This window comes from Pseudomonas sp. GW823-FHT02E01, from assembly GCF_058797535.1.
This window is the reverse complement of sequence record NZ_JBXAJS010000003.1, coordinates 292,051-312,788: the sequence shown is the minus strand read 5'-3', so window position 1 is coordinate 312,788 and position 20,738 is coordinate 292,051. Positions and strand designations below refer to the sequence as shown.

At 58.9% G+C, this 20,738-nt stretch carries 16 protein-coding genes; 8 read left to right on the top strand and 8 right to left on the bottom strand.

Annotated features, from left to right (window positions below):
• Window positions 1–144 precede the first annotated feature (144 nt).
• Window positions 145–2,505: a tetratricopeptide repeat protein gene (locus AC1RDQ_RS08720; protein ID WP_492586950.1), complete on the top strand. Its 2,361-nt coding sequence runs from the start codon at window positions 145–147 to the stop codon at window positions 2,503–2,505.
• A 121-nt stretch (window positions 2,506–2,626) separates the two neighbouring features.
• On the opposite strand, the gene AC1RDQ_RS08715 is transcribed toward AC1RDQ_RS08720, so the two are convergent.
• Together AC1RDQ_RS08715 and AC1RDQ_RS08710 are read right to left on the bottom strand one after the other, a co-directional pair.
• Window positions 2,627–3,106 (bottom strand): DUF934 domain-containing protein, encoded by a 480-nt coding sequence (locus tag AC1RDQ_RS08715; protein ID WP_429520894.1) that lies wholly within the window; start codon window positions 3,104–3,106, stop codon window positions 2,627–2,629.
• Window positions 3,103–4,776: a nitrite/sulfite reductase gene (locus AC1RDQ_RS08710; protein ID WP_057714988.1), complete on the bottom strand. Its 1,674-nt coding sequence runs from the start codon at window positions 4,774–4,776 to the stop codon at window positions 3,103–3,105. The genes AC1RDQ_RS08715 and AC1RDQ_RS08710 overlap by 4 nt, the downstream gene beginning before the upstream one ends.
• Before the next feature lie 359 nt (window positions 4,777–5,135).
• On the opposite strand from AC1RDQ_RS08710, the gene ccoN reads away from it, so the two are divergent.
• Window positions 5,136–6,563, top strand: a complete 1,428-nt coding sequence (ccoN, locus tag AC1RDQ_RS08705; RefSeq protein ID WP_492586949.1) for a cytochrome-c oxidase, cbb3-type subunit I — start codon at window positions 5,136–5,138, stop codon at window positions 6,561–6,563.
• Window positions 6,563–6,784 carry a cbb3-type cytochrome c oxidase subunit 3 gene (locus tag AC1RDQ_RS08700; RefSeq protein ID WP_150813829.1) on the top strand — a complete coding sequence of 74 codons (222 nt, stop codon included), beginning with the start codon at window positions 6,563–6,565 and terminating at the stop codon, window positions 6,782–6,784. Before ccoN ends, AC1RDQ_RS08700 begins: the two co-directional genes overlap by 1 nt.
• A 57-nt stretch (window positions 6,785–6,841) precedes the next feature.
• Here AC1RDQ_RS08700 and AC1RDQ_RS08695 read toward each other — a convergent pair whose 3' ends face one another.
• From AC1RDQ_RS08695 to AC1RDQ_RS08680, 4 genes are all read right to left on the bottom strand, one after another.
• Complete coding sequence (locus AC1RDQ_RS08695) at window positions 6,842–7,336, bottom strand: hypothetical protein (protein WP_057714991.1); 495 nt, start codon at window positions 7,334–7,336, stop codon at window positions 6,842–6,844.
• Window positions 7,337–7,481: 145 nt separating this feature from the next.
• Window positions 7,482–8,003 (bottom strand): GNAT family N-acetyltransferase, encoded by a 522-nt coding sequence (locus AC1RDQ_RS08690; RefSeq protein WP_218496022.1) that lies wholly within the window; start codon window positions 8,001–8,003, stop codon window positions 7,482–7,484.
• A 232-nt stretch (window positions 8,004–8,235) separates the two neighbouring features.
• The gene (locus AC1RDQ_RS08685; RefSeq protein WP_492586947.1) at window positions 8,236–9,213 is read right to left on the bottom strand and encodes a LysR substrate-binding domain-containing protein; all 978 of its coding nucleotides are present in this window, start codon (window positions 9,211–9,213) and stop codon (window positions 8,236–8,238) included.
• A 73-nt stretch (window positions 9,214–9,286) separates the two neighbouring features.
• Window positions 9,287–9,727 (bottom strand): carboxymuconolactone decarboxylase family protein, encoded by a 441-nt coding sequence (locus tag AC1RDQ_RS08680; RefSeq protein ID WP_150813834.1) that lies wholly within the window; start codon window positions 9,725–9,727, stop codon window positions 9,287–9,289.
• Window positions 9,728–9,931: 204 nt separating this feature from the next.
• Between AC1RDQ_RS08680 and pdxR the strand changes: the two genes are divergently transcribed.
• The 5 genes from pdxR (at window position 9,932) to AC1RDQ_RS08655 (ending at window position 14,100) form a co-directional block, all read left to right on the top strand.
• Complete coding sequence (pdxR, locus tag AC1RDQ_RS08675) at window positions 9,932–11,365, top strand: MocR-like pyridoxine biosynthesis transcription factor PdxR (protein ID WP_057714995.1); 1,434 nt, start codon at window positions 9,932–9,934, stop codon at window positions 11,363–11,365.
• 123 nt (window positions 11,366–11,488) lie between these two features.
• On the top strand, window positions 11,489–11,782 hold the full coding sequence (locus AC1RDQ_RS08670; RefSeq protein WP_218496030.1) for a putative quinol monooxygenase: 294 nt from the start codon (window positions 11,489–11,491) through the stop codon (window positions 11,780–11,782).
• Between the two features lie 235 nt (window positions 11,783–12,017).
• Complete coding sequence (locus AC1RDQ_RS08665; protein WP_492586945.1) at window positions 12,018–12,437, top strand: cupin domain-containing protein; 420 nt, start codon at window positions 12,018–12,020, stop codon at window positions 12,435–12,437.
• Between the two features lie 228 nt (window positions 12,438–12,665).
• A complete protein-coding gene (locus AC1RDQ_RS08660) occupies window positions 12,666–13,379 on the top strand; it encodes an ATPase (protein ID WP_492586944.1) in 714 nt (237 codons plus the stop codon).
• Window positions 13,380–13,524: 145 nt separating this feature from the next.
• Window positions 13,525–14,100, top strand: coding sequence for a hypothetical protein (locus tag AC1RDQ_RS08655; protein WP_492586942.1), 576 nt, complete (start codon window positions 13,525–13,527; stop codon window positions 14,098–14,100).
• A gap of 90 nt (window positions 14,101–14,190) precedes the next feature.
• Here the strand turns inward: AC1RDQ_RS08655 and AC1RDQ_RS08650 are convergent, their stop codons facing one another.
• Both AC1RDQ_RS08650 and AC1RDQ_RS08645 read right to left on the bottom strand, forming a co-directional pair.
• Entirely contained in the window at window positions 14,191–19,089 is a 4,899-nt protein-coding gene (locus AC1RDQ_RS08650) for an NAD-glutamate dehydrogenase (protein ID WP_340316309.1), read from the bottom strand.
• 513 nt (window positions 19,090–19,602) lie between these two features.
• Window positions 19,603–20,691, bottom strand: a complete 1,089-nt coding sequence (locus AC1RDQ_RS08645; RefSeq protein WP_492586940.1) for an RHS repeat-associated core domain-containing protein — start codon at window positions 20,689–20,691, stop codon at window positions 19,603–19,605.
• Window positions 20,692–20,738 lie beyond the last annotated feature (47 nt).

Below are 20,738 nucleotides of genomic sequence, written 5' to 3'. Positions count from 1 at the left end.
CAAGACCTGTGGGAGCGAGCTTGCTCGCGATGGGGCCATCAGTCTCAAAACAATGCCATTTGACACACGCCGACCATCCGGCAAAGCTGCATCGAGCGTCATCGCGCGCCGCAAGGCAATCGCACCTGGACCATGGAAGTCGTAATGCCGAAACATAAAAATAAAGCTGCAACCACAAACCCTGATTCGCAACCGACCCTGATCAACCGTTATCTGTTCCCTGTCACCATCGGCATCCTGCTGCTGGCTGTGGCGGGTATTGGCTGGTTTTTGCTGGGCAGTACACCGACGCCGCTCAAACCAGTCCCCGTCAGCGCGCCTGCCGTGCAACCGGCCAAACCGCAACCGGTCGCTGTCGAGCCTGCGAAAATGGTCGATGAGCAACAATGCCAGGGCTGCCACGGCGAGCAGGTCAAGGATTGGCAAGGCTCCCATCACCAACTGGCGATGCAGCAAGCCAACGCGGACACCCTGCTCGGCGACTTCAACAACGTCACCTTCAAGGCCGAAAAAGAGACCACGGTGTTCTCGCGCAAAGGCGACGAATTCTGGGTCAACACGCCGGGTATCGATGGCAAGAATGCCGATTTCAAAGTCGCCTACACCTTTGGCATCGCCCCCTTGCAGCAATACCTGATCGAGGTCGGCGAAGGCCGGCTCCAGGCCCTCGGCGTGGCCTGGGATACCGAGAAGCAGCGCTGGTTTCACCTCTATCCGGGTCAGGGCGTGACCTTCAAGAACCCGTTGCACTGGAGCAAGCCGAGCCAGAACGCCAACTTCATGTGCGTCGAGTGCCATACCACCGGTTACAAGCGCAACTTCGATGCGGCGAAAAACACCTTCGACAGTCACTGGAACAGCCTCGGTGTCGGCTGCCAGGCCTGCCATGGCCCGGCGTCCAATCACCTGGAATGGACCGCGAAGAAAACCGACCTGATCCACGTAGGCTTTGCCGTCGACCTCAAGGACAAGAACGCCACCGCCGAAATCGAAACCTGCGCCCGCTGCCACTCTCGCCGCGCGCCCCTGGACGATGGCTACACGGTCGGCAAACGGCTGATGGACGACTACCTGCCGAGCGTCCTGACCCGCGAGTTGTACGCACTGGACGGCAAGATCAAGGACGAAGTGTTCGAGCACGGCTCCTTTGCCCAGAGCAAAATGTTCGACAAGGGCGTGCGTTGCAGCAACTGCCACAACCCCCACAGTACACAGTTGAAGGCACCCGGCAACGGTGTTTGCCTGCAATGCCACAACACCGCTGGCAAAACCACCGTGGAAGGCGTCGACGGCAAGGGCCTGCAAGCGAAAAACTACGATTCCATCGAACACACTCGCCACACCATGGGCCAGCCGGGTTCGCAGTGCGTGGATTGCCACATGCCCGGCAAGTTCTACATGGGCAACGACTTGCGGCATGACCACAGCTTCAGCATTCCCAATCCTGAGCGAGCAAAGAAACTCGGTACGCCTGACGCCTGCCTGACCTGCCACAAAGGCAAGGCCGGCGACAAGGTCACCGAGCAGTTCAAGCTGTGGAACACCGCCAATGCCAGCACGGTACAAGCCCCTCGCTACGACGACAGCCTGTGGCTGATTCGCAACGGCCAGCCCGGCGCCGCGCAGGCGTTGTTCGAGCAACTGCAACGCAGCAACCTGCCGGCGATTCAGCGCGCGACGCTGCTGGCCGAACTGCCGGCGTACCCGAGCGAACAGGCGTTGAAACTGGCTACCAGGGACCTGGGCAACCCGGCGCCGCAAGTCCGCGAGAGCGCGGTGCGGGCGATCAGCGCCTTCCTGCCGCCAGCGGAGCGCGCGCCATTGCTGACGCCGTTGCTGAGCGACCCGGTGCGGGCTGTACGCATCGCCGTCGCCCGGGACCTGCTCAGCGTCGCACGCAATGGCTTGGGCAGCGCCCAGGACGCCTGGAATGCCGCCATTGCCGAGTACGAAGCGGTGCAAAAGAGTCTGGCCGAGCGCGCCGAGGCCAACCTGAACCTGGCCATGCTCTATCAGGCCGATGGCCGCAGCGCAGAAGTCGAAGCTTTGCTGCGTACCGCCCTGCAGCGCGATCCGGACTTCTACCCGGCGCTGGTCACCCTGGTGCAATGGCTGGAGGCCAACGGTCGCAGTCAGGAAGCCCATGCCCTGCTGGGGCAAAGCCTCAAGGACCACCCCGACTCTGGCCTGCTGCAACACACTCAGGGCCTGGCGCTGATTCGTGCGGGCCAGGCCGCTCAAGCCATGCCGTACCTGCGCAAGGCCGCGCAACTGGATCCCCAGAGCGGGCAGTTCGGCTATGTGCTGGCAGTGGCCCTGCATGACAGCGGCAAGATTGACCAGGCGTGCGCCGAACTGGAACGGCTGTTGAAGGTGCAGCCGGCCAATCGCAATGCCCGGTTGTCGTTGATCCAGTATTACCTGGACAACGGCCAGGAGCCCAAGGCGCAAGTGCTGTTGCAGGGCTGGAAGAAAATGAACATGGGGGATCCGGCGTTGAAGTGACGGGAGATTCTTGTAGGAGCGAGCTTGCTCGCGATGGCGTTACAGGCGACGCGTTTGTTCAAAAAAATCGCGTTTTCGTTGACGTCCATCGCAAGCTAGCTCGCTCCTGCAGGGACCGAATTCAGCGCCGCCTGAACAACGGCCGCGGCTCAATCACCGAACGCCCGTACAACACGCTCATCCCCGCCAATCCCTTCAATGCATCTTCTGCGGATTTGTCTTCACGCACGGCAAAGCTGTCGAAACCGCATTGGCGCATGTGGCTGAGTTGATCGCGCAAGACATCGCCGATGGCGCGCAACTCACCGGCCCAACCCAATCGCGCACGCAGCAGATACGCCTGGCTGTACCCGCGGCCATCGCGAAAGCTCGGAAAATCCAGGGCGATCAAGGGCAGTTGGGTAAACCATGGCTGAAGGCTTTCCACTTCATCGTCCGGCCCCAGCCACACGCCGTTTTGCGACGGGTTTTCCAGCCAACGGCTCAGCGGCAGAATCGTTGCACCCACGGGCAGCGGTGCTTGCGGGTCGCGCACGAGCTTCCATGGATCATCCGCGACAATCCGCGCCACGCCCGCTTCCAGCCGCAACAGATTGTTCATGCCGACACCTCCAGCACTTTCGCATAGACAGCCTCCTTGAACGGCTCTAGCCCGATCCGTTGGAAGGCGTCGACGAACAGTTCTTCGCTCTCGCGATAACGCACGAAGGTGTCGATGATGCGCTCGATCACCTCGGGCACTTCGGCGGAGCTGAAGGACGGGCCAATGACCTTGCCCAACGCACTGTTCTTGCCCTGGGCGCCGCCGAGGGTGATCTGGTACCACTCGGTGCCGTTCTTATCGACCCCCAGAATGCCGATGTTGCCGATGTGATGGTGACCGCAGGCATTCATGCAGCCGGAAATATTGAGGCTGATATCGCCCAGGTCGTGCAGGTAGTCGAGGTCTTCGAAGCGTGCGGCAATAGCCTTGGCGATGGGGATCGACTTGGCGTTGGCCAGCGCGCAGAAGTCGCCACCGGGGCAGGCGATGATGTCGGTGAGCAATCCGGCGTTGGCGCTGCCCAGATTGTGTCCGCAGGCCAGGCGCCACAGGGTGAACAGATCGGCCTTGGACACGTCCGGAAGGACGATATTCTGCTCATGGGCAATGCGGATTTCACCGAAGCCAAAGCGCTCGGACCACTCGGCCACCGCCTCCATCTGCTCGGTGGTGACATCGCCCGGTGGCGCAGCGCTGCCGGGCTTGGTCGACAACACCACGCTGGCATAGCCCGATATTTTGTGCGGCTGCACGTTACGCTGCACCCAGCGAGCGAACGCCGGGTTTTCGGCCAGGTGCGTGCCGAAATCGAGACTGGTGTCGGACAGATCACGATAGGGCGGTGCGACGAACGCACTGGCCACCCGCTCGAACTCGTCAAGGGTCAGTTGCGCCGGGCCGTCCTTGAGGAACTGCCACTCTTCTTCCACTTCCCGGGCGAAGGCCTCGATGCCCAGGGCTTTGACCAGAATCTTGATTCGCGCCTTGTACTTGTTGTCCCGCCGGCCATGGCGGTTATACACCCGCAGCACCGCCTCTACGTAAGACAGCAGGTGCTGCCACGGCAAGCCTTCGCGGATCTGCACGCCGAGGATCGGCGTGCGTCCCAGACCGCCGCCCACCATGACTCGCAGGAGCATGTGCCCTTCGGAGCCAGGGTAAAGATAAAGGCCGATGTCATGCATCATGATCGCCGCGCGGTCCTGCTCGGCCGAGCAGATGGCGATCTTGAACTTGCGCGGCAGGAACAGGAATTCCGGGTTGATGGTCGACCACTGCCGCAGAATTTCCGCCAACGGTCGCGGGTCAATCATTTCGTCGGCCGCAACCCCGGCAAAGGCTTCGGTGGTGATGTTGCGCACACAGTTGCCGGAGGTCTGGATCGCATGCATTTCCACCTCGGCCAGGCGTTCGAGGATCGACGGCACCTGGGCCAGTTCGATCCAGTTGAACTGCATGTTCTGCCGGGTGGTGAAATGGCCGTAACCGCGATCGTAATCCCTGGCAATGCTCGCCAACGTACGCATCTGCCGGGCACTCAGCGTGCCGTAGGGAATCGCCACCCGCAGCATGTAGGCGTGTTTTTGCATGTACAGGCCGTTCTGCAGGCGCAATGGCAGGAACTCTTCTTCGTTCAGCTCACCGGCCAGAAAGCGCTCGACCTGATCACGAAACTGCGCAACTCGTTCGAGCACCAGTGCCCGGTCGTAGTCGTCGTACTGATACATCTGGCTACCTCATCAGAATTAGGCACAGAACCCTGTAGGAGCGAGCTTGCTCGCGATGGACGTCAACGAAAACGCGAACCTCCTGGATAAACGCGTCGTCCTTGACTCCATCGCGAGCAAGCTCGCTCCTACAGGGGGCGCAAGTCGGGCTCTGCGGCTCGTTTCGAGGTAACGACTATGAGCTTGCGGCGCAGTACGTTACAGATTCACTTGAACTCTAAAAAACCGTATCAGAACACGACTGAAAGCCACAGGAGTGGCGAAAAATCTGATCCGCACAAATGAATTTTCCCTGAGCCTGTTTTGTTTTTACCGGTGTTTTTACAGTGCACGGCATTGCAACCGAGGAAGCATTGACCATGAGCACAACAACCATCGGACAGGCCTATAACTACAAGGTCGTCCGCCAATTCATCGTGGCGACCGTAATCTGGGGCATCGTGGGGATGGCGATGGGCGTGTGGATCGCCTCGCAACTGGTGTGGCCGCAGATGAACCTGGACCTGCCGTGGACCACCTTCGGCCGCTTGCGCCCGCTGCACACCAGCCTGGTGATTTTCGGTTTCGCCGGCAGCGCGCAATTCGCCGCCAGCTATTACGCGGTGCAACGTACCTGCCAGGTACGGCTGTTCTCGGACACACTCGCTGCCTTCACGTTCTGGGGCTGGCAGTCGGTGATTGTGGTGATGCTGATCACCCTGCCGCTGGGCTACACCACCACCAAGGAATACGCCGAAATCGAATTCACCGGCGCGGTGTGGATGACCGTGGTCTGGATTGCATACGCCGTGGTGTTCTTCACTACCGTAGTGCAACGCAAGACCAGACACATCTACGTCGGCAACTGGTTTTTCGGTGCATTCATCGTGGTCATCGCCATGCTGCACGTGGTCAATCACCTGTCGATTCCAGTCGACTGGTTCAAGTCCTATCCGGTGTATTCCGGGGCTACCGACGCCATGGTGCAATGGTGGTACGGGCACAACGCCGTGGGCTTTTTCCTGACCACCGGTTTCCTGGGGATGATGTATTACTTCGTGCCGAAACAGGCGGGCCGGCCGGTGTATTCCTATCGCCTGTCGATTGTGCACTTCTGGGCGCTGATCACCCTGTACATCTGGGCCGGCCCGCACCACTTGCACTACACCGCGCTGCCGGACTGGGCGCAGTCGCTGGGCATGGCCATGTCGCTGATCCTGCTGGCGCCGAGTTGGGGCGGAATGATCAACGGCATGATGACCCTGTCCGGTGCCTGGCATAAGTTGCGCACCGACCCGATCCTGCGTTTCCTGGTGTTGTCCCTGGCGTTCTACGGCATGTCGACCTTCGAGGGGCCGATGATGGCGATCAAGACCGTCAACGCCCTCTCCCACTATACGGACTGGACCATCGGCCACGTGCACGCCGGGGCGCTGGGCTGGGTGGCGATGATTACGTTCGGTGCGACCTATCACATGGTGCCGAAGGTATTCGGGCGCGATCAGATGCACAGCACGCCGCTGATCAACCTGCACTTTTGGCTGGCGACCATCGGCACCGTGCTGTACATCGCCTCGATGTGGGTCAACGGCATCACCCAGGGCCTGATGTGGCGCGCGATCAACGATGACGGCACGCTGACCTACTCCTTCGTCGAAGCCTTGCAGGCAAGCCATCCGGGATTCGTCGTGCGCTTTGCCGGCGGGGTGTTCTTCCTCAGCGGCATGCTGCTGATGGCCTACAACGTGTGGCGCACGGTGCGGGTAACGGACGTGGCGATAGCCGAACGCGAGGCGCGGTTTGCCTGATGATTGAAGTCATATTGAACATTCTGGGTGTGGCATTTTTGTGGTTCGCCGTCGAGTATTGTCTGCGCCACCAGACCGCCGAGAGCCTGGACGATGCAAGCCTGATCCCGTTTGCGGATGACCCGGAAGTGGCGCGGCGGGTGGAATTGGCGACCGGAAAAACCGTTAGAACACTGCCGCCGCAAGAGGCGAACCCGGATTGGGAAACCCTCGATATCTGATGTGGCACCGATTACTGTGGGAGCAAGCTCGCTCCCACAGGGTTGTATGTCGAGATTTCAGGCACGCTCCCGGGGAATCAGGCTTTGCAGTTGTTGCGCCAGGAAGTTTGCATCGAACTCAAAAGTGTCCGGGTCTTTCAAGCCATTGGTCTTGCGCCACTGCCAGCCAGTGGATGGCGGCAGACACACCAGTGACACGCTGCCATAACGTGCTGCTGTAAAGCCCATCACCGCCACGGAAATCTGCCCGCCGACACCCATCACCTCCGGCACGAATTCCACCGGTTTGCCAGTGATCAGGATGCTCAGCTTTTCGGTCTTGAACGGAGAGCTCTCCACCGGAACACTCGGCCCCGACGCGACGTACACTTCGCGGTTCACTACGAGCAGGTCAGGTGCCTTGACCGGTTCCAACCACTGCTGGATCTGATCGAACAGCGCACCAATGCGCTTCGCCCACTCGGCCGATTGCGACTCGAACACTTGCTTTTTGTGCGCTTCGCTTTCGGCGTAGTGGCGAAGCATTTCGCCCAGTTGCTGTACATCGTCCATAGCGGTGTTCCTTTGGTTGAAGCGGTGTTGCGGACATTAAGCATGGCAGATGCGCGTGGCGGGCGTACGAGTAAAAGCGTGAGCGGTACTGCCACCGCCGGACTGAATGCGCAGGAGGCGGTGGCTTTCGCCTTGGGTGGCTGACTCAACCGGCCTTGGGCGTGCGGCGCAGGCGCGCCATGCTCAAGGTGTCCACCAGCACGCCGTCACGCACGGCGTAGTCGCGGAACAGGCCCTCGGTTTCGAAGCCGAACTTGCGGTACAGGGAAATGGCCGCTTCGTTGTCGGCATACACCGAAAGCTCGATGCGCTGCAGATTCATCCAGTTGTCGGCGATATCCAGCGCCGTCGCGAGCAGCTTCGAGCCCACCCCCTTGCCCTGCCACGCCACCGCAACGCCCATGCCGAAACTGCCGGCATGGCTGCGACGAATGCGTGAGAACTGCTCCAGGCCAATGTTGCCGATGACCGTGCCTTGATGCAGGGCCACCACATTCACCAAGCGTTCGTTATCCAGCGCAAGGCGACTGCGCCAGAGTTCGGTGGACTGAAACGGCATTTGCAGGGTTTGACGGGCGATGGCCGGGTCGTTGTACAACGCCGCAACGCCTTCGATATGGGATTCGTTGAAGCGTTCGAGGGTAATGACGGGTTCGGTGGTTGGCATGGGTGAATCATCCTTGAAGCAGACATGGCCGTTCACTCTATAACGAACGAAACCTCTGTGGCGAGGGGGCTTGCCCCCGTTGGGTTGCGTAGCGCCCCCCAACAAACCAATACTCGTTTTCACCCTGCAAACCGCAGTGCCCGTTATTACGGCTGCTGCGCAACCGAACGGGGCGGTGCGGCGGTCCGACAAGCCCCCTCGCCACAAGGATTGCAGTCTATTCAAGCTATCTTCATTCGAACCACTCCCGGCGCTCGCTGAAGGTGTTTTCGATCAATTCGACGATCATCCGTACCTGCTCGTCGTCCCCGGAATCAGCATTGACCGCCATCCACACCTGACGCCGCATAGGCTGGTCAAACAGGCCCGGCAAGGCAATCAGCCCGCGGTCGAAGTGGCTCATGTAGTGCGGCAGCAGGCCGATGCCGGCACTGCAACGGATCATCTCCAGCATCAGCTCCCAGGATTGCAGTTGCACCACCCCGGCCGGGCGCTGATCCACCAGCGTATTCCATGGCCGGAAGCTCTCAACCTGGCCGTCCTGCCGCCATTGCACCAGGAGAAAATCGGCCAGGTCATCCAGGCATTCCGGCCTGGAGGCAACCCGCGAGTAGCGCTTGGCAATGTGCGGCAGGTAATCGAGTTGCGCCAGGCGCCGGGGTTCGGTGGTGGCAAAGCTCGGTCCCGGTAACGACGATCCGGTCTCGCCCAGCCACACCACCACGTCGGCGCTGACTGCCTGCAAGGCCAACTCGCTGTCGAGCGTCATGATCTCCAGCCGAACGCTGGCGTTGCGCCGCAACAGTGCAACCAGGTCACGTCCGAGAATGTCATGCAGGATCGAATCCGCCACGGCCAGGCGAATCAACGGCTGCTCGACCACAGGCAAACCGCGCTCATGGGCCAGGGCGATCAATTGTGCGTGCAAGCGCAAGCCATCGCGGCTGAGGCTCAAACCATTGTCGCCATGGTTGAACAGCGAACATTGGAGCTGCGTTTCCAGCAGCACCAGTTGCCTGCGCAGGCGGGTGGTCTTGATGTTGAGACTGCGGGCGGCCTGCATGAAGCAACCGCAACGGGCGCTGACGGTGAAACACAGCGCCAGTTCGGGGTCGATAGCCGCCGCCAACTGGCGCCAGGACGCATTTTTATCAATAGCTACACGATATTCCGCAGCCCCCTGGTGGGCGCTGGCTTCCATGAATGACATCGAGGACTCCCTGTCGATCTGACACTGACAGGTGCATCCTGCGGATCGTTCATGAACCTGCTGTGACAATGACTCAGGCGCTGGGTGTCTGCCGAAAGCTCACGGCCAGGCGATTCCAGCTGTTGATGGTGGTAACGGCAATGGTCAGGTCGACCATTTCGCTTTCACTGAACTGCTCCCTGGCTTGCGCGTAGACATCGTCCGGCACATGGCTTTCGGAGAGCAACGTGACCGCCTCGGTCCAGGCCAGCGCGGCTCTTTCCCGAGGATTGAAAAAGTTGCTGTCGCGCCAGACCACAATGGAATACAGACGCCGGTCGCTTTCGCCCAGGCGCCGTGCATCCACCGAGTGCATATCGGTGCAAAAGGCACAGCCATTGAGCTGCGAAGCACGAATCTTGATCAGGTGCAGCAGGGCCTGCTCGATACTCAGGCTGCTGGCCAGGGCCTCCATGGCGATCATGGCTTTCATCGCTTTGGGCGACGCGCTGTAGTAATCCAGACGGGGGTTCATGAGGCGATCTCGTGCAGGCGTGATGTGATCTTCACGGTAGTCGCTGGCGCAGGGGCATGACAGATCCAATCAGGCGATTTCCCCGGGGACCACCGCCGCCAGACCAATTGACGGTTTTTCCATTGCACAACTTCTGTACCACAAGCGGATAAGAGTAATCTTGCGCGACGCACACGCGCCCAACAGCCCCGGAGCCTCGCCGGTATGGAACTACATGTTGTCATCAACGGTCGCAAGGACCTGGCCGGCCAGCTGTACAACCAACTGCGCAGCGCTATCGAGTCCGGTCGCCTGACCGCCGGGACACAACTGCCCCCCAGCCGCTTGCTGGCCGAACAACTGGGTATTTCGCGCAAGACCATTTCCGACACCTACGCCCAACTGACTTACGAAAACTTCCTCACCGGGGTGGTCGGCAAAGGCACCTATGTCAACGCGCGCTCGTCGAAGGTGCAGCGTAAACAGAACCACACCGAACTCGGCGGCTTCGAGGTGATCGAGTACTGGCGCAACCTGCCGGTGTTTCTGCGTCATCCGACCCTGGAAGGCTCGCTGCGCTACGACTTCATTGGTGGCGCCACCAGCAAGGGCCAGTTTCCCCAGGATGACTGGCGGCGCTGCACCTCTCATGCACTGCGCCAGATTGCCGGTTCCAAGGGCTTATACAGCCAGCCCGAGGGCTTGCCGGCGCTACGTAACGCCATTGCGCAGCACATCGCGTTCTCCCGCGGGGTCAATTGTCAGGATGAGGATGTGGTGGTGTGCAACGGTGCGCAGCAGGCGCTGGACCTGATTGCCCGGGTGCTGATCAGTCCGGGCAGCCTGGTCGCCATGGAGGACCCCGGCTACCCGCCGGCGCGCCTGCTGTTCGGCACCCATGGCGCCACGGTCATTGGCGTACCGGTGGACGCCGAAGGCATTGTGGTGGACCAGATTCCTCGCGGCACGCGCCTGATCTACGTCACCCCGTCGCACCAGTTCCCGCTGGGCATGCCGATGAGTCAGGCGCGCCGGGAAGCACTGCTGGCCAAGGCCCATGAGTTGGGTGCGATCATCATCGAGGACGACTACGACAGCGAGTTCCGCTATGAAGGCCGCCCCACCGATTCCCTGCAAAGCATGGATGAACGGGGAATCGTCGCGTACGTCGGGACGTTCTCCAAAACCCTGTTACCGGAACTGCGGCTCGGCTACGGGATCCTGCCGCCGGCGATCCTCGAGGCCGTGGTGCGCGCCAAGCAGCTCACCGACCTGCACACCTCGACCCTGCCCCAATGGGCGCTGGCCAAGTTCATCGCCGAAGGTTGCCTGCTCAAGCACATCCGGCGCTGCCATACGATCTATGCCGGGCGCCGCGAGCGGATCCTGGCGCGCATGGCCGGCGATCTTTCGCCCTGGCTGGAGGCGGTACCGTCCACTGCCGGCTTCCACATGGTGGTGATGTGCAAAGTGCCGATGGATATTCCATTGGTGATCGAACTGGCGAAAAAAGTCGAAGTCGGGCTATATGCCATCGACAGCTTTTTCTATCAGGAAACGCCCAGGGCCGGGCTTTTTTTCGGTTTTGGCGCCATCGAAACCCTCGACATCGACATCGCCCTGGACCGATTGCGCGACATCCTGCAGCAAGTGGCCTGACGGATTGGCCTGCGGTTTTATCCGGCGATTGGCTATTGGCGGTCCCGGGGGCCGGGCCTATCCTGCATAGGCGTTATCCCTCAATGAGCAGGATTCGTCCGGCCTGATTCAGGAGTGTGAGCAATGTCCCATGAAGTGATCAATACCGTACAGGTACAAGCCGCCGCCGGGCGCTCGGATGAACTGGGTAAGCAACTGCAAAAGATTGTCGAAACCCTGCGTGAACTTCCCGGGTGCGAATCCTATATGGTCGACCGCTGCCCCGAGGACACCAATCGCTGGACCGTCAGCGCCCACTGGCAATCGGAAGAGGCCATGCGATCGCATTTCAACAGCCCGCAAGTCCAGGGTTTCATCGACCTGATCGATTGCCAACTGGCCAACTCCGTCGACTTCAACAGCTTTCCGATCCGCTAGGCCCCCTGTAGGAACGAACTCGCTCGCGATGGTCGTCAACGATAACGCGTGCTTCCTGGTTAAACGCGGCGAATCTGAATCCATCGCGAGCAAGCTCGCTCCTACAGAATTACCCCCGCTGGAGCGAGCTGCCCAGACATTGGTCCCCTGTCCTTCCCGAATATTGGCTGTTTGTTTGTCACCCGCTGCGGACTAGATTTGTCCATGACAACTTATCCAACGCAGGTAATGAACCATGAACGTTTTGCGCTTCTGTGCCGCTCCCCTTGTTGCCCTGACCCTGACCATCGGTGCCCCTGCATTCGCCCATGAAGCCGGTGACTCCTCGGAAAAAGTCACGGTATTGCAGGATCACATGCTGAAAAACGTGCCGGGCAAAAAAGCACTGATGATCGAAGTCGACTACAAGCCCGGCCAATCGTCCATTGCCCACAAGCACGACGGTACAGCCATGGCCTACGTCCTTTCAGGGTCTGTCACCTCTCACGTGAAAGGCGAGAAAGCCGTGACGTACAAGGCGGGCGAATACTGGTACGAAGCAGCCGGCTCCGAGCATCTGGTATCGAAAAACGCCAGCGTTACCGAGCCTGCCAAGTTGCTGGTGTTCATGGTGTTGTCGCCGGACGAACAGGTGCTGGTCCCCCTGAAAAACTGATCGCTGATCGAATAGCCATAAATAAACACGCCCAAATTCGCTATTCGGGCGTTTTTATTTCCCGGGGCAATTAACCCGACTTATTTAAATCAAACAAAACTATAGGTCGACTAATATCCACGCAATCGGCTATTTCATTCTTCACTTTGCAGTTTAGTCTGGAGCAACTGCCGAACACTTGCGGCAATTCCAACTTCCTTACTGATGTTGTTTCACTGGAGTAACACAATGAAACTTGCATTTGTCAGTACGCTTACCCTATCAGTTGCGCTTTTGGCTGGCTGCTCGGTTCCCACCGCACCCTCTGCGGGGCCTTCGCTGGAAAGTGTGTTCACCGAACCGGTCGGCCGCAGCAACGCGACTCGTATTCCCAACGGCAGCAATGTGGCCTTGGGTGTGGTGTACAGCCAAAACACCCAGGCTAACCGTGCCTATCTACAGGATTACCAGGCCAATGCCGGCACGGGTTTTGGCCAGAGTCTGCTGGTACGGGAGATCCACGACGCCTATGTCGCCACCTCCAGACCCGACCTCGCGGTGGATTGGGTCAAAGCCTCGCTTCAACGGCAATTCGGATCGGTCACCGTGTACCCGGACATGCAGAGCCTCAAGGCGGCGAAACCGGATGTGGTAGCCATTGTCGACAGCCGCAGCCAATTGATCACCTCGCGCAGTTCGGACGTCGAGTCCAAAGTCAGTGCCGATTTCTATGACAGGCACTTCAACTACATTGGCACCGCACAAGGTTATGACGCCAGAGCGCTCAGCCCGGTATGGGCGGACTATAAACGCAGTGAAGAGATTGTTGCCGATATTAACGAGCAACAAAACGTGCAAGTCAGGGCATTGCAGAAATTTGACCAGTCGCTCAGTAATTTATTGACCAGCCCGACAAGTAACGTCTCGATGATCCACCAGACCTCAGAGCGGAAATTGTATTAAGACCAAGGCAGATAATGTGAGTAAACCCTGACCAGGACAGGAAGGGTTTGCTCACAATTAATCAAAACCATGACTTTCGATTAGCGCTATCTTTAGATCCGCGTTAAAGCGCGACCAACCGTTTTCTACAGACAGGGAAGTCTCAATGACTAAAGACCAGGAAAGATCCTTCATTGCCCGCATCAAGTGCAATGGTGTCAACATGACATTTTTTGACCAGATATTGAGCTCGAGGCATTTTGAACCTCAGAGACTCAAATCGCCGATCCCGCCAAATATAGTGTCTACCTTCGAAGCCTATGATCCTGTAAGCCGAGAACTGCTCCCTGTAGGTGGCAGAAAAAGGCCGGCCATGGTCATCCACTTCTGGTGTTATGACGACTACTACAACATGCAGATTTTGAGCGAAGCCTACTATCAAAAATATTTTAGCAAGAACGAACATGGCGTCCTGGGCGCCTTCCCGGCCGCCGGCGGTGATACCACCTCCTTCAATTTGCTGGACAGCAATCAGCAAATCATCACGCTTGATGATTTGAGCGGTGACACAGCCACCGTTCACTTGAAAGCACGCAACGCCGCCATTATCAAAAAAGAAATCTGGCGTGATCCGGCGTACAGCAGGTGCTTCACCGACAAGTCCGGCGACATTGCCAAGTTCGAGCTGAAAATTCTGGAAAGGCAGGTCTCCTCACCCGCAAGTTCAACACCCTACAGCTGAGTTCCAACCATGGGCCCGCGTGTTGTCTTTTCCCTTGAATGAAAAAAGCCCCGCATCTCTCGATGCGGGGCTTTTTCATTCAACGCCTGATCAGGCAGCCGGTTCCAGCTCGGCGGCGGCAACGGTGGCAGGCACCACCGCTTGACCGCTCAACGCCAGGTCCAGCAGTTCGCGGTTCGCCACCGCGTACATGGCGTAGTCGGTGCCGCTGGCGGCACGGATTTCCACCAGCATGGCACGCCAGCGTTCGATCATGCCTTCATGCTGCTGCATCCACAGGTCCAGGCGTGTTTCCACCTCCTGGGAACCGTCGCCCTGTTGCAGGACCGAGATGGTGATCGCACGTTGCTGCCAGTCGACGTCATCACGGAACGCTTCACGGGCCAGGGCCTGCCAGTTGTTTTCAACCGGCAGAGCGCTGATCTGTTGCAGGTACCAGGTGATGTCCAGTGCACTGCCCACGGCGAAGTAGGCCTTTGCCACGTCGGCAGGATCCTGGCCGGTCACGTCGGAAGCCTCGATGATCGGCAGCAGCGTATACAGGTGCGTGGTGCCAGCCACCATGCGCGCCAGCAACTCCGGCACACCGGCTTCGACGTACGCCTGATAACGGGTCTGCCAGGTTTCGCGGATCTCGCCACTGAGCAATTCGTCGAGCTTGAGGCCCAACGCCGCCAGATGCGGACCGAAGTGCGCGACGTCACGGGCAGCGTTCTGCTCGTTGCGACGGGCACGCAGGAACCAGCGAGTGGCGCGACGGCCCAGGCGCATCAGCTCGTCCATCAGCTCCAGTTGTACGTCGGCGGAAACCTTGTAGTCCAGGTTTTCAATCTGACGGAACCAGTGCGGGAGGTGGAAAATGTCACGCACGATCACATAAGCACCGGCCACGTTCGCCGGGCTCATGCCGGTCGACTCTTTGAGTCGTTGAACGAAGGTGATACCCATGTGGTTGACCAGATCGTTGGCAATCTGGGTGCTGACGATTTCGCGCTTCAGACGGTGACGACGCATCGCCGCGGAGAACTTGCTCACCAGTGTTGGCGGGAAAGCGGTTTCCATGTCGCGGGTCAGGTAGTCGTCGTCCGGCACCAGGGAGCCCAGCAACTGCTCCTTGAGGTCGATTTTGCTGTACGAAATCAGCACCGACAGCTCGGCACGGGTCAGGCCATGGCCTTCGGCGATGCGCTCGTTGATCGCTTCTTCGGCCGGCAGGAACTCGATGGCGCGATCCAGCTTGCCGCGACCTTCCAGGTCGTTCATCAGGCGCTTGTATTCGGCAATCCGCGGCAATGCACGGCGGGCTGCCAACGACAGGGCCTGAGTCTGCTTGTAGTTGTTACCCAGCACCAGACCACCGACTTCGTCGGTCATGCTCGCCAGCAACTCATTACGTTGCTTGTCGGTCATGTCGCCGGCCTGAACCACTTCGTTGAGCAGGATCTTGATATTCACTTCGTGGTCGGAGCAGTCCACGCCACCGGCGTTGTCGATGAAGTCGGTGTTGGAACCGCCGCCATTGAGGCCGAACTCGACGCGACCCAGTTGGGTCATGCCCAGGTTACCGCCCTCGCCCACGACTTTGCAGCGCAGTTCGTTGCCGTTCACCCGCAGTGCATCGTTGGCCTTGTCGCCGACATCGGCGTGGCTTTCGCTGCTGGCCTTGACGTAAGTACCGATACCGCCGTTCCACAACAGATCCACCGGTGCCTTGAGCAAGGCGTTGAGCAGTTCGGTCGGGGTCAGCTTGTCGGCCTGGATATCGAAGCGTTCCTGCATTTGCGGGGAAATCGCAATGCTCTTCGCGCTACGGGAGAAGATACCGCCGCCTTCGGACATGAGGCTGGTGTCGTAGTCCGACCAGGCCGAACGTGGCAGGTCGAACAGGCGCTGACGCTCGGCGAAGCTCGACGCCGGCTCAGGGTTCGGATCGATGAAAATGTGCAGGTGGTTGAACGCTGCGACCAGTTGCAGCTTGTCGGACATCAGCAAGCCGTTACCGAACACGTCACCGGCCATGTCGCCGACACCGACCACGGTGATGCTGTCTTCCTGGACATTGATGCCGCGCTCGCGGAAGTGGCGCTGTACGCCGACCCACGCGCCCTTGGCGGTGATGCCCATTTTCTTGTGGTCGTAACCGGCCGAACCACCGGACGCAAACGCGTCACCCAGCCAGAAACCGTAGTCGATGGCGATGCCGTTGGCGATGTCGGAGAAGGTCGCAGTGCCCTTGTCCGCCGCTACGACCAGGTACGGGTCATCGTCGTCATGACGCACGACGTTGGCCGGCGGCACCAGGGCGCCGTCCTTCAGGTTGTCGGTGATGTCCAACAGACCCGAAATGAAGATGCGGTAGCAGGCGATGCCCTCGGCCGCGATCTCGTCACGGCTGCCGCCCAGTGGCAGGCGACGCGGCAGGAAGCCGCCCTTCGCACCCACCGGCACGATCACCGAGTTCTTCACTTGCTGGGCTTTTACCAGGCCCAGGACTTCGGTACGGAAGTCTTCTTCACGGTCGGACCAGCGCAGGCCACCACGGGCCACGTTGCCGAAGCGCAGGTGCACGCCTTCGACACGCGGCGAGTAAACGAAGATTTCGAACTTCGGTACAGGCTTGGGCAGCTCGGGAATCAAGTGCGGGTTGAACTTGAAGCTGAAGTACGACTTGTTATGGCCGTTGGCGTCAGTCTGGTAGAAGTTGGTGCGCAGGGTGGCCTTGATCAGGTCCAGGTAGCGACGCAGGATGCGGTCTTCGTTCAGTACCTGGACGTCGTCCAGGGCGCTGAGGATCGCGTGTTCCAGGCGTTGCTGCTTGTCTCCCAGATCTTCGCCGGTCAGCTTGCGCGCCAGGTAGAAACGGGTCTTGAACAACCGGGTCAGCTCGTGAGCGATATCAGTGTGGTTGTTCAGGGTGCTGGCGATATAGCCCAGGTCGAAGCCCAGACGGATCTGCTTCATGTAGCGGGCGTAGGCACGCAGCAGCGCCACGTCGCGCCATGGCAGGCCGGCGGTCAGTACCAGACGGTTGAACCCGTCGTTCTCGGCATCGCCACGCACGATGTGGACGAATGCGTCCTGCAGCGTGTCGTTGAGCTGCTGGATGTCGAGTTCCAGGCCTTCGGCGGCGGTGAACGCGAAATCGTGAATCCAGAACTCGCGGCCACTGTTGTGGCGCAGGCGATATGGGAACTCACCCAGCACGCGCAGACCGAGGTTTTCCAGGATCGGCAGCACGTCGGACAGCGCCAGCGGGGTATCGGCGTGGTACAGCTTGCAGTGCAGCATGCGCTGGCCGGAAACCTGACCCAGCGGCTGGTAGAAGCTCATCACCAGCGGATTTTTTTCGTTGAGGCTCAGCAGGTGCTGCATGTCGACCACAGCCGAGTGGGCTGCGAAACGCTCGCGGTAACCGGCCGGGAAGCCTTTCGGGAAGTCGGCCAGCACGTTGGTGCCATGGGCTTCACCGAAGCTTTCAACGGTCAGGGCGGCGTAGTCGTCCTGCCAGCTGCGGCAGGCCTGCACCACTTCTTTTTCCAGCAGCAGCGGGTCGATATCGAGGCGGTTTTTCGGGTCGACGCGCAGAATCAACTGCACGCGGGCCAGCACGGACTCGGAGAAGAAGGTCCAGAACTCGCAGTCCGAGGCTTTCAGGCGATCCATCAGCACTTGCTGGATCTTCTGGCGCACTTCGGTGGAATAGATGTCACGCGGCACGTAGGCCAGGCAGTAGCAGAAGCGGCCGTACGGGTCTTTGCGCAGGAACACGCGAATCTTGTTGCGTTCCTGGATCTGCACGATCGACATCACGGTGCTGAACAGCTCGTCCACCGGGGTCTGGAACAGATCGTCGCGCGGCAGCACTTCGAGCACCTGCGCCAGTTCCTTGCCCAGGTGAGCCTTGGCCTGGAAACCGGAACGGCGTTCGATTTCCTCGACCTTGCGGCGGATGTACGGGATCACCCGCACGCTCTCGCCATACACCGACGAGGTGTACAGACCCATGAAACGGCATTCCTTGATGACCTTGCCGTCGGCGTCGATTTCGCGGATCGACACGTAGTCCGGGTAAGCCGGACGGTGTACACGGCTTGGGTGCGCGGCCTTGGCGAACGACAGCAGGGTCGGTTCGCGCAGGTAGTTCACGGCGTAGTCTTCGATGCGCAGGTCATCGTAAGTCAGGCCGGCACGCAGCAGCTTGGTCAGGCCGAGGAAGGAGTCCTTGTCATAGACGATATGGCCGCCATCGGCTTCGTCGCTGACCACGAACTCTTCGTAGCCGAGGAAGGTGAAGTGGTTGCCCACCAGCCATTCCAGGAAGCTCTTGATTTCGTTCTTCTCGTCGCCATCGACGGCGAACTGGCTGTTGTCCAGCTTGGTCAGGATGTCCTGGACCTTGGCCTTCATCGGCTCGAAATCGCCGACGGCCACGCGGACTTCACCGAGCACCTGCTCCAGTTCTTTGCTCAGCACATTGAGCTCGGCGGTGTTGGCGCAGCGGTCGATTTCCAGGTACATCAGCGATTCTTGCTGAATGTCGTCGCCCTGGGTGCCTTTAGGCAGGATTTCCAGCAACTCGCCCTTGCTGCCACGACGCACGCTCAGCACGGTGGTTTGCAGGGTATGGATGCTGTAGCCGCGGCGGTTCAGCTCGGTACGCACCGAGTCCACCAGGAAAGGCAGGTCGTGGTGCAGCACTTCGACCGCGGTATGGGTCGACTGCCAGCCGTGGCGTTCGTAATCCGGGTTGTAGACGCGCACTTGCGGCTGCGCGTGATCAAAGCGCTCAAGCATGCGCCATGCAGAAAGGGTGCAGCCAGCAAGGTCGGACAACCGACGCTGGGTCAGCTCGTCAAGGGAAATGATGCCGAAGAATTGTTCAGAAAACAGCGCCACTTGTGGCAGTGCCTGTTCACTGATGTGCTGCGCCAGTGCCGCTTGCAGTTGGTGCTGGAAGTCGGCTTTGCTGGCTGCGGTGAAGAACGCCATCTGTGGTACTCCGCTTGGGCTTGTTATTGATGAAAGCGTCGCGTGCAAAACCCCTTTCGGGGTGGTCCGTCACCCGGTTCCTGATTCTCGGGCAGAGGAAACAGGGTGACAGGTGGGTGAAGCTGGACGAGACACTCAGGTCACATTCACCTTCCGTGAATGGGCATCTGCAAAAACGACTGGACTGCGTGCAGCGCAATGTCTTTACGGGTGCTCATCCGTTGCGCAGCTTAACGAGTGCGGCAAGGCCCGTGCTTGCGGTGCTGCGACATATTCGGTCAACGGTACGCTGCTCTTGGCGTGTGCATCGAACAACACTAGCATTCGTATGGGATTTTGGGCGTTTTATGCACGAGTTTGCAGGACGCTGGTGTCAATATGACCGGCAAGGGTGATTACGGTCCCAGCATCTCATTTTGCTTGCATGATGCAGGTGACGAGTATGCCTTGACTGACAACTTGGAATGGGGACATCAGGCTTATTCGACTCGTGCAATAACCTCAAAATGGAGATCAGCCCCTCCTAATGTTGGCAGCCGGCTTTGATGGCGCTTTCGATTCAGGGTAAAAAGTCTCGGGTTTATACTGATAATCAAGATGTTTCATACTCGCCCGACTTAATGCCGAACGATCTTTTACTATCGCAAAATTTATAACTTCAGGAATTTCATTACCAACAATTTCTGCCGGGTCACTAACAAAACCCACTCTCCCGTGATAACCCTTCACGGGACGCCCAACAATTTGAGAAAGAGTTTCAGCGAGCGAACTCGACTGACCCACAGCATCTGCTGAACTGCATGAAGCTATTTGATAGCTATCAAATTCACTAGCAAAAATACCATTTTTTTCCAGAAGTTTGTTTAGCCGGGCTGCATCGAGCGAATCGCCATTAGCAGTCCCAATTGTGCCAGGCGCTCCGTGCCCCCAAATTACTACCTTACTCCCTTTGCGAGATTCGTAAGCAAATGCCACCAAACCGTCGGCGACTTTTCTATAACCACTAATACCTTTACCTAAAAATCCTTGACCGGCGAACTCAGGAGCCAACGCCAACCACCTGTATAAAAATGAATGCCCCGTAGGATCAGTCATATTCACAGGATCACCCTTGCAGTAAGCATAACTATTCAACCCACCATTTCCAAATGGACTCAAACTATCAGGGCTATTAAAGCGCATCAAAGACGGATTAAAAGCACGATAGCCATTACCAAGCAAGTAGTGACCAGTTACTGGATCTGATTGTTCACCATTGAAACCCAGCACACTCGCCAATCCGCTTTCCAAAGGACGATGACCGTATGGAGAATAAGCAATGGGTATGTGACGACTCATTTGGAGTGCGGCCAGTACAGAGCGTAAAAGATCCGATGCCAACAAACCGACTTCAATTTTTTCTCCACTTCGTTGCTGCTGCGCAAGGAGCTGCCCGGCGCTCTGAACAATCGAAACCGTCTCTGTACCCCGCACCTCCGTAACCAGATGGTCTTCAGAGTAAAACCGCTGACGCTCCGCGTCATCCAACGGGCTGGTACTCATCAGTCGATCCAGCGCATCGTACTGATAGCGGGTAAGTGTTGTTTTCTGCATGCCGTGCATAGAGGGGCTCCAACAAATCAAAATCATGGAAATATGATTATTGGAGA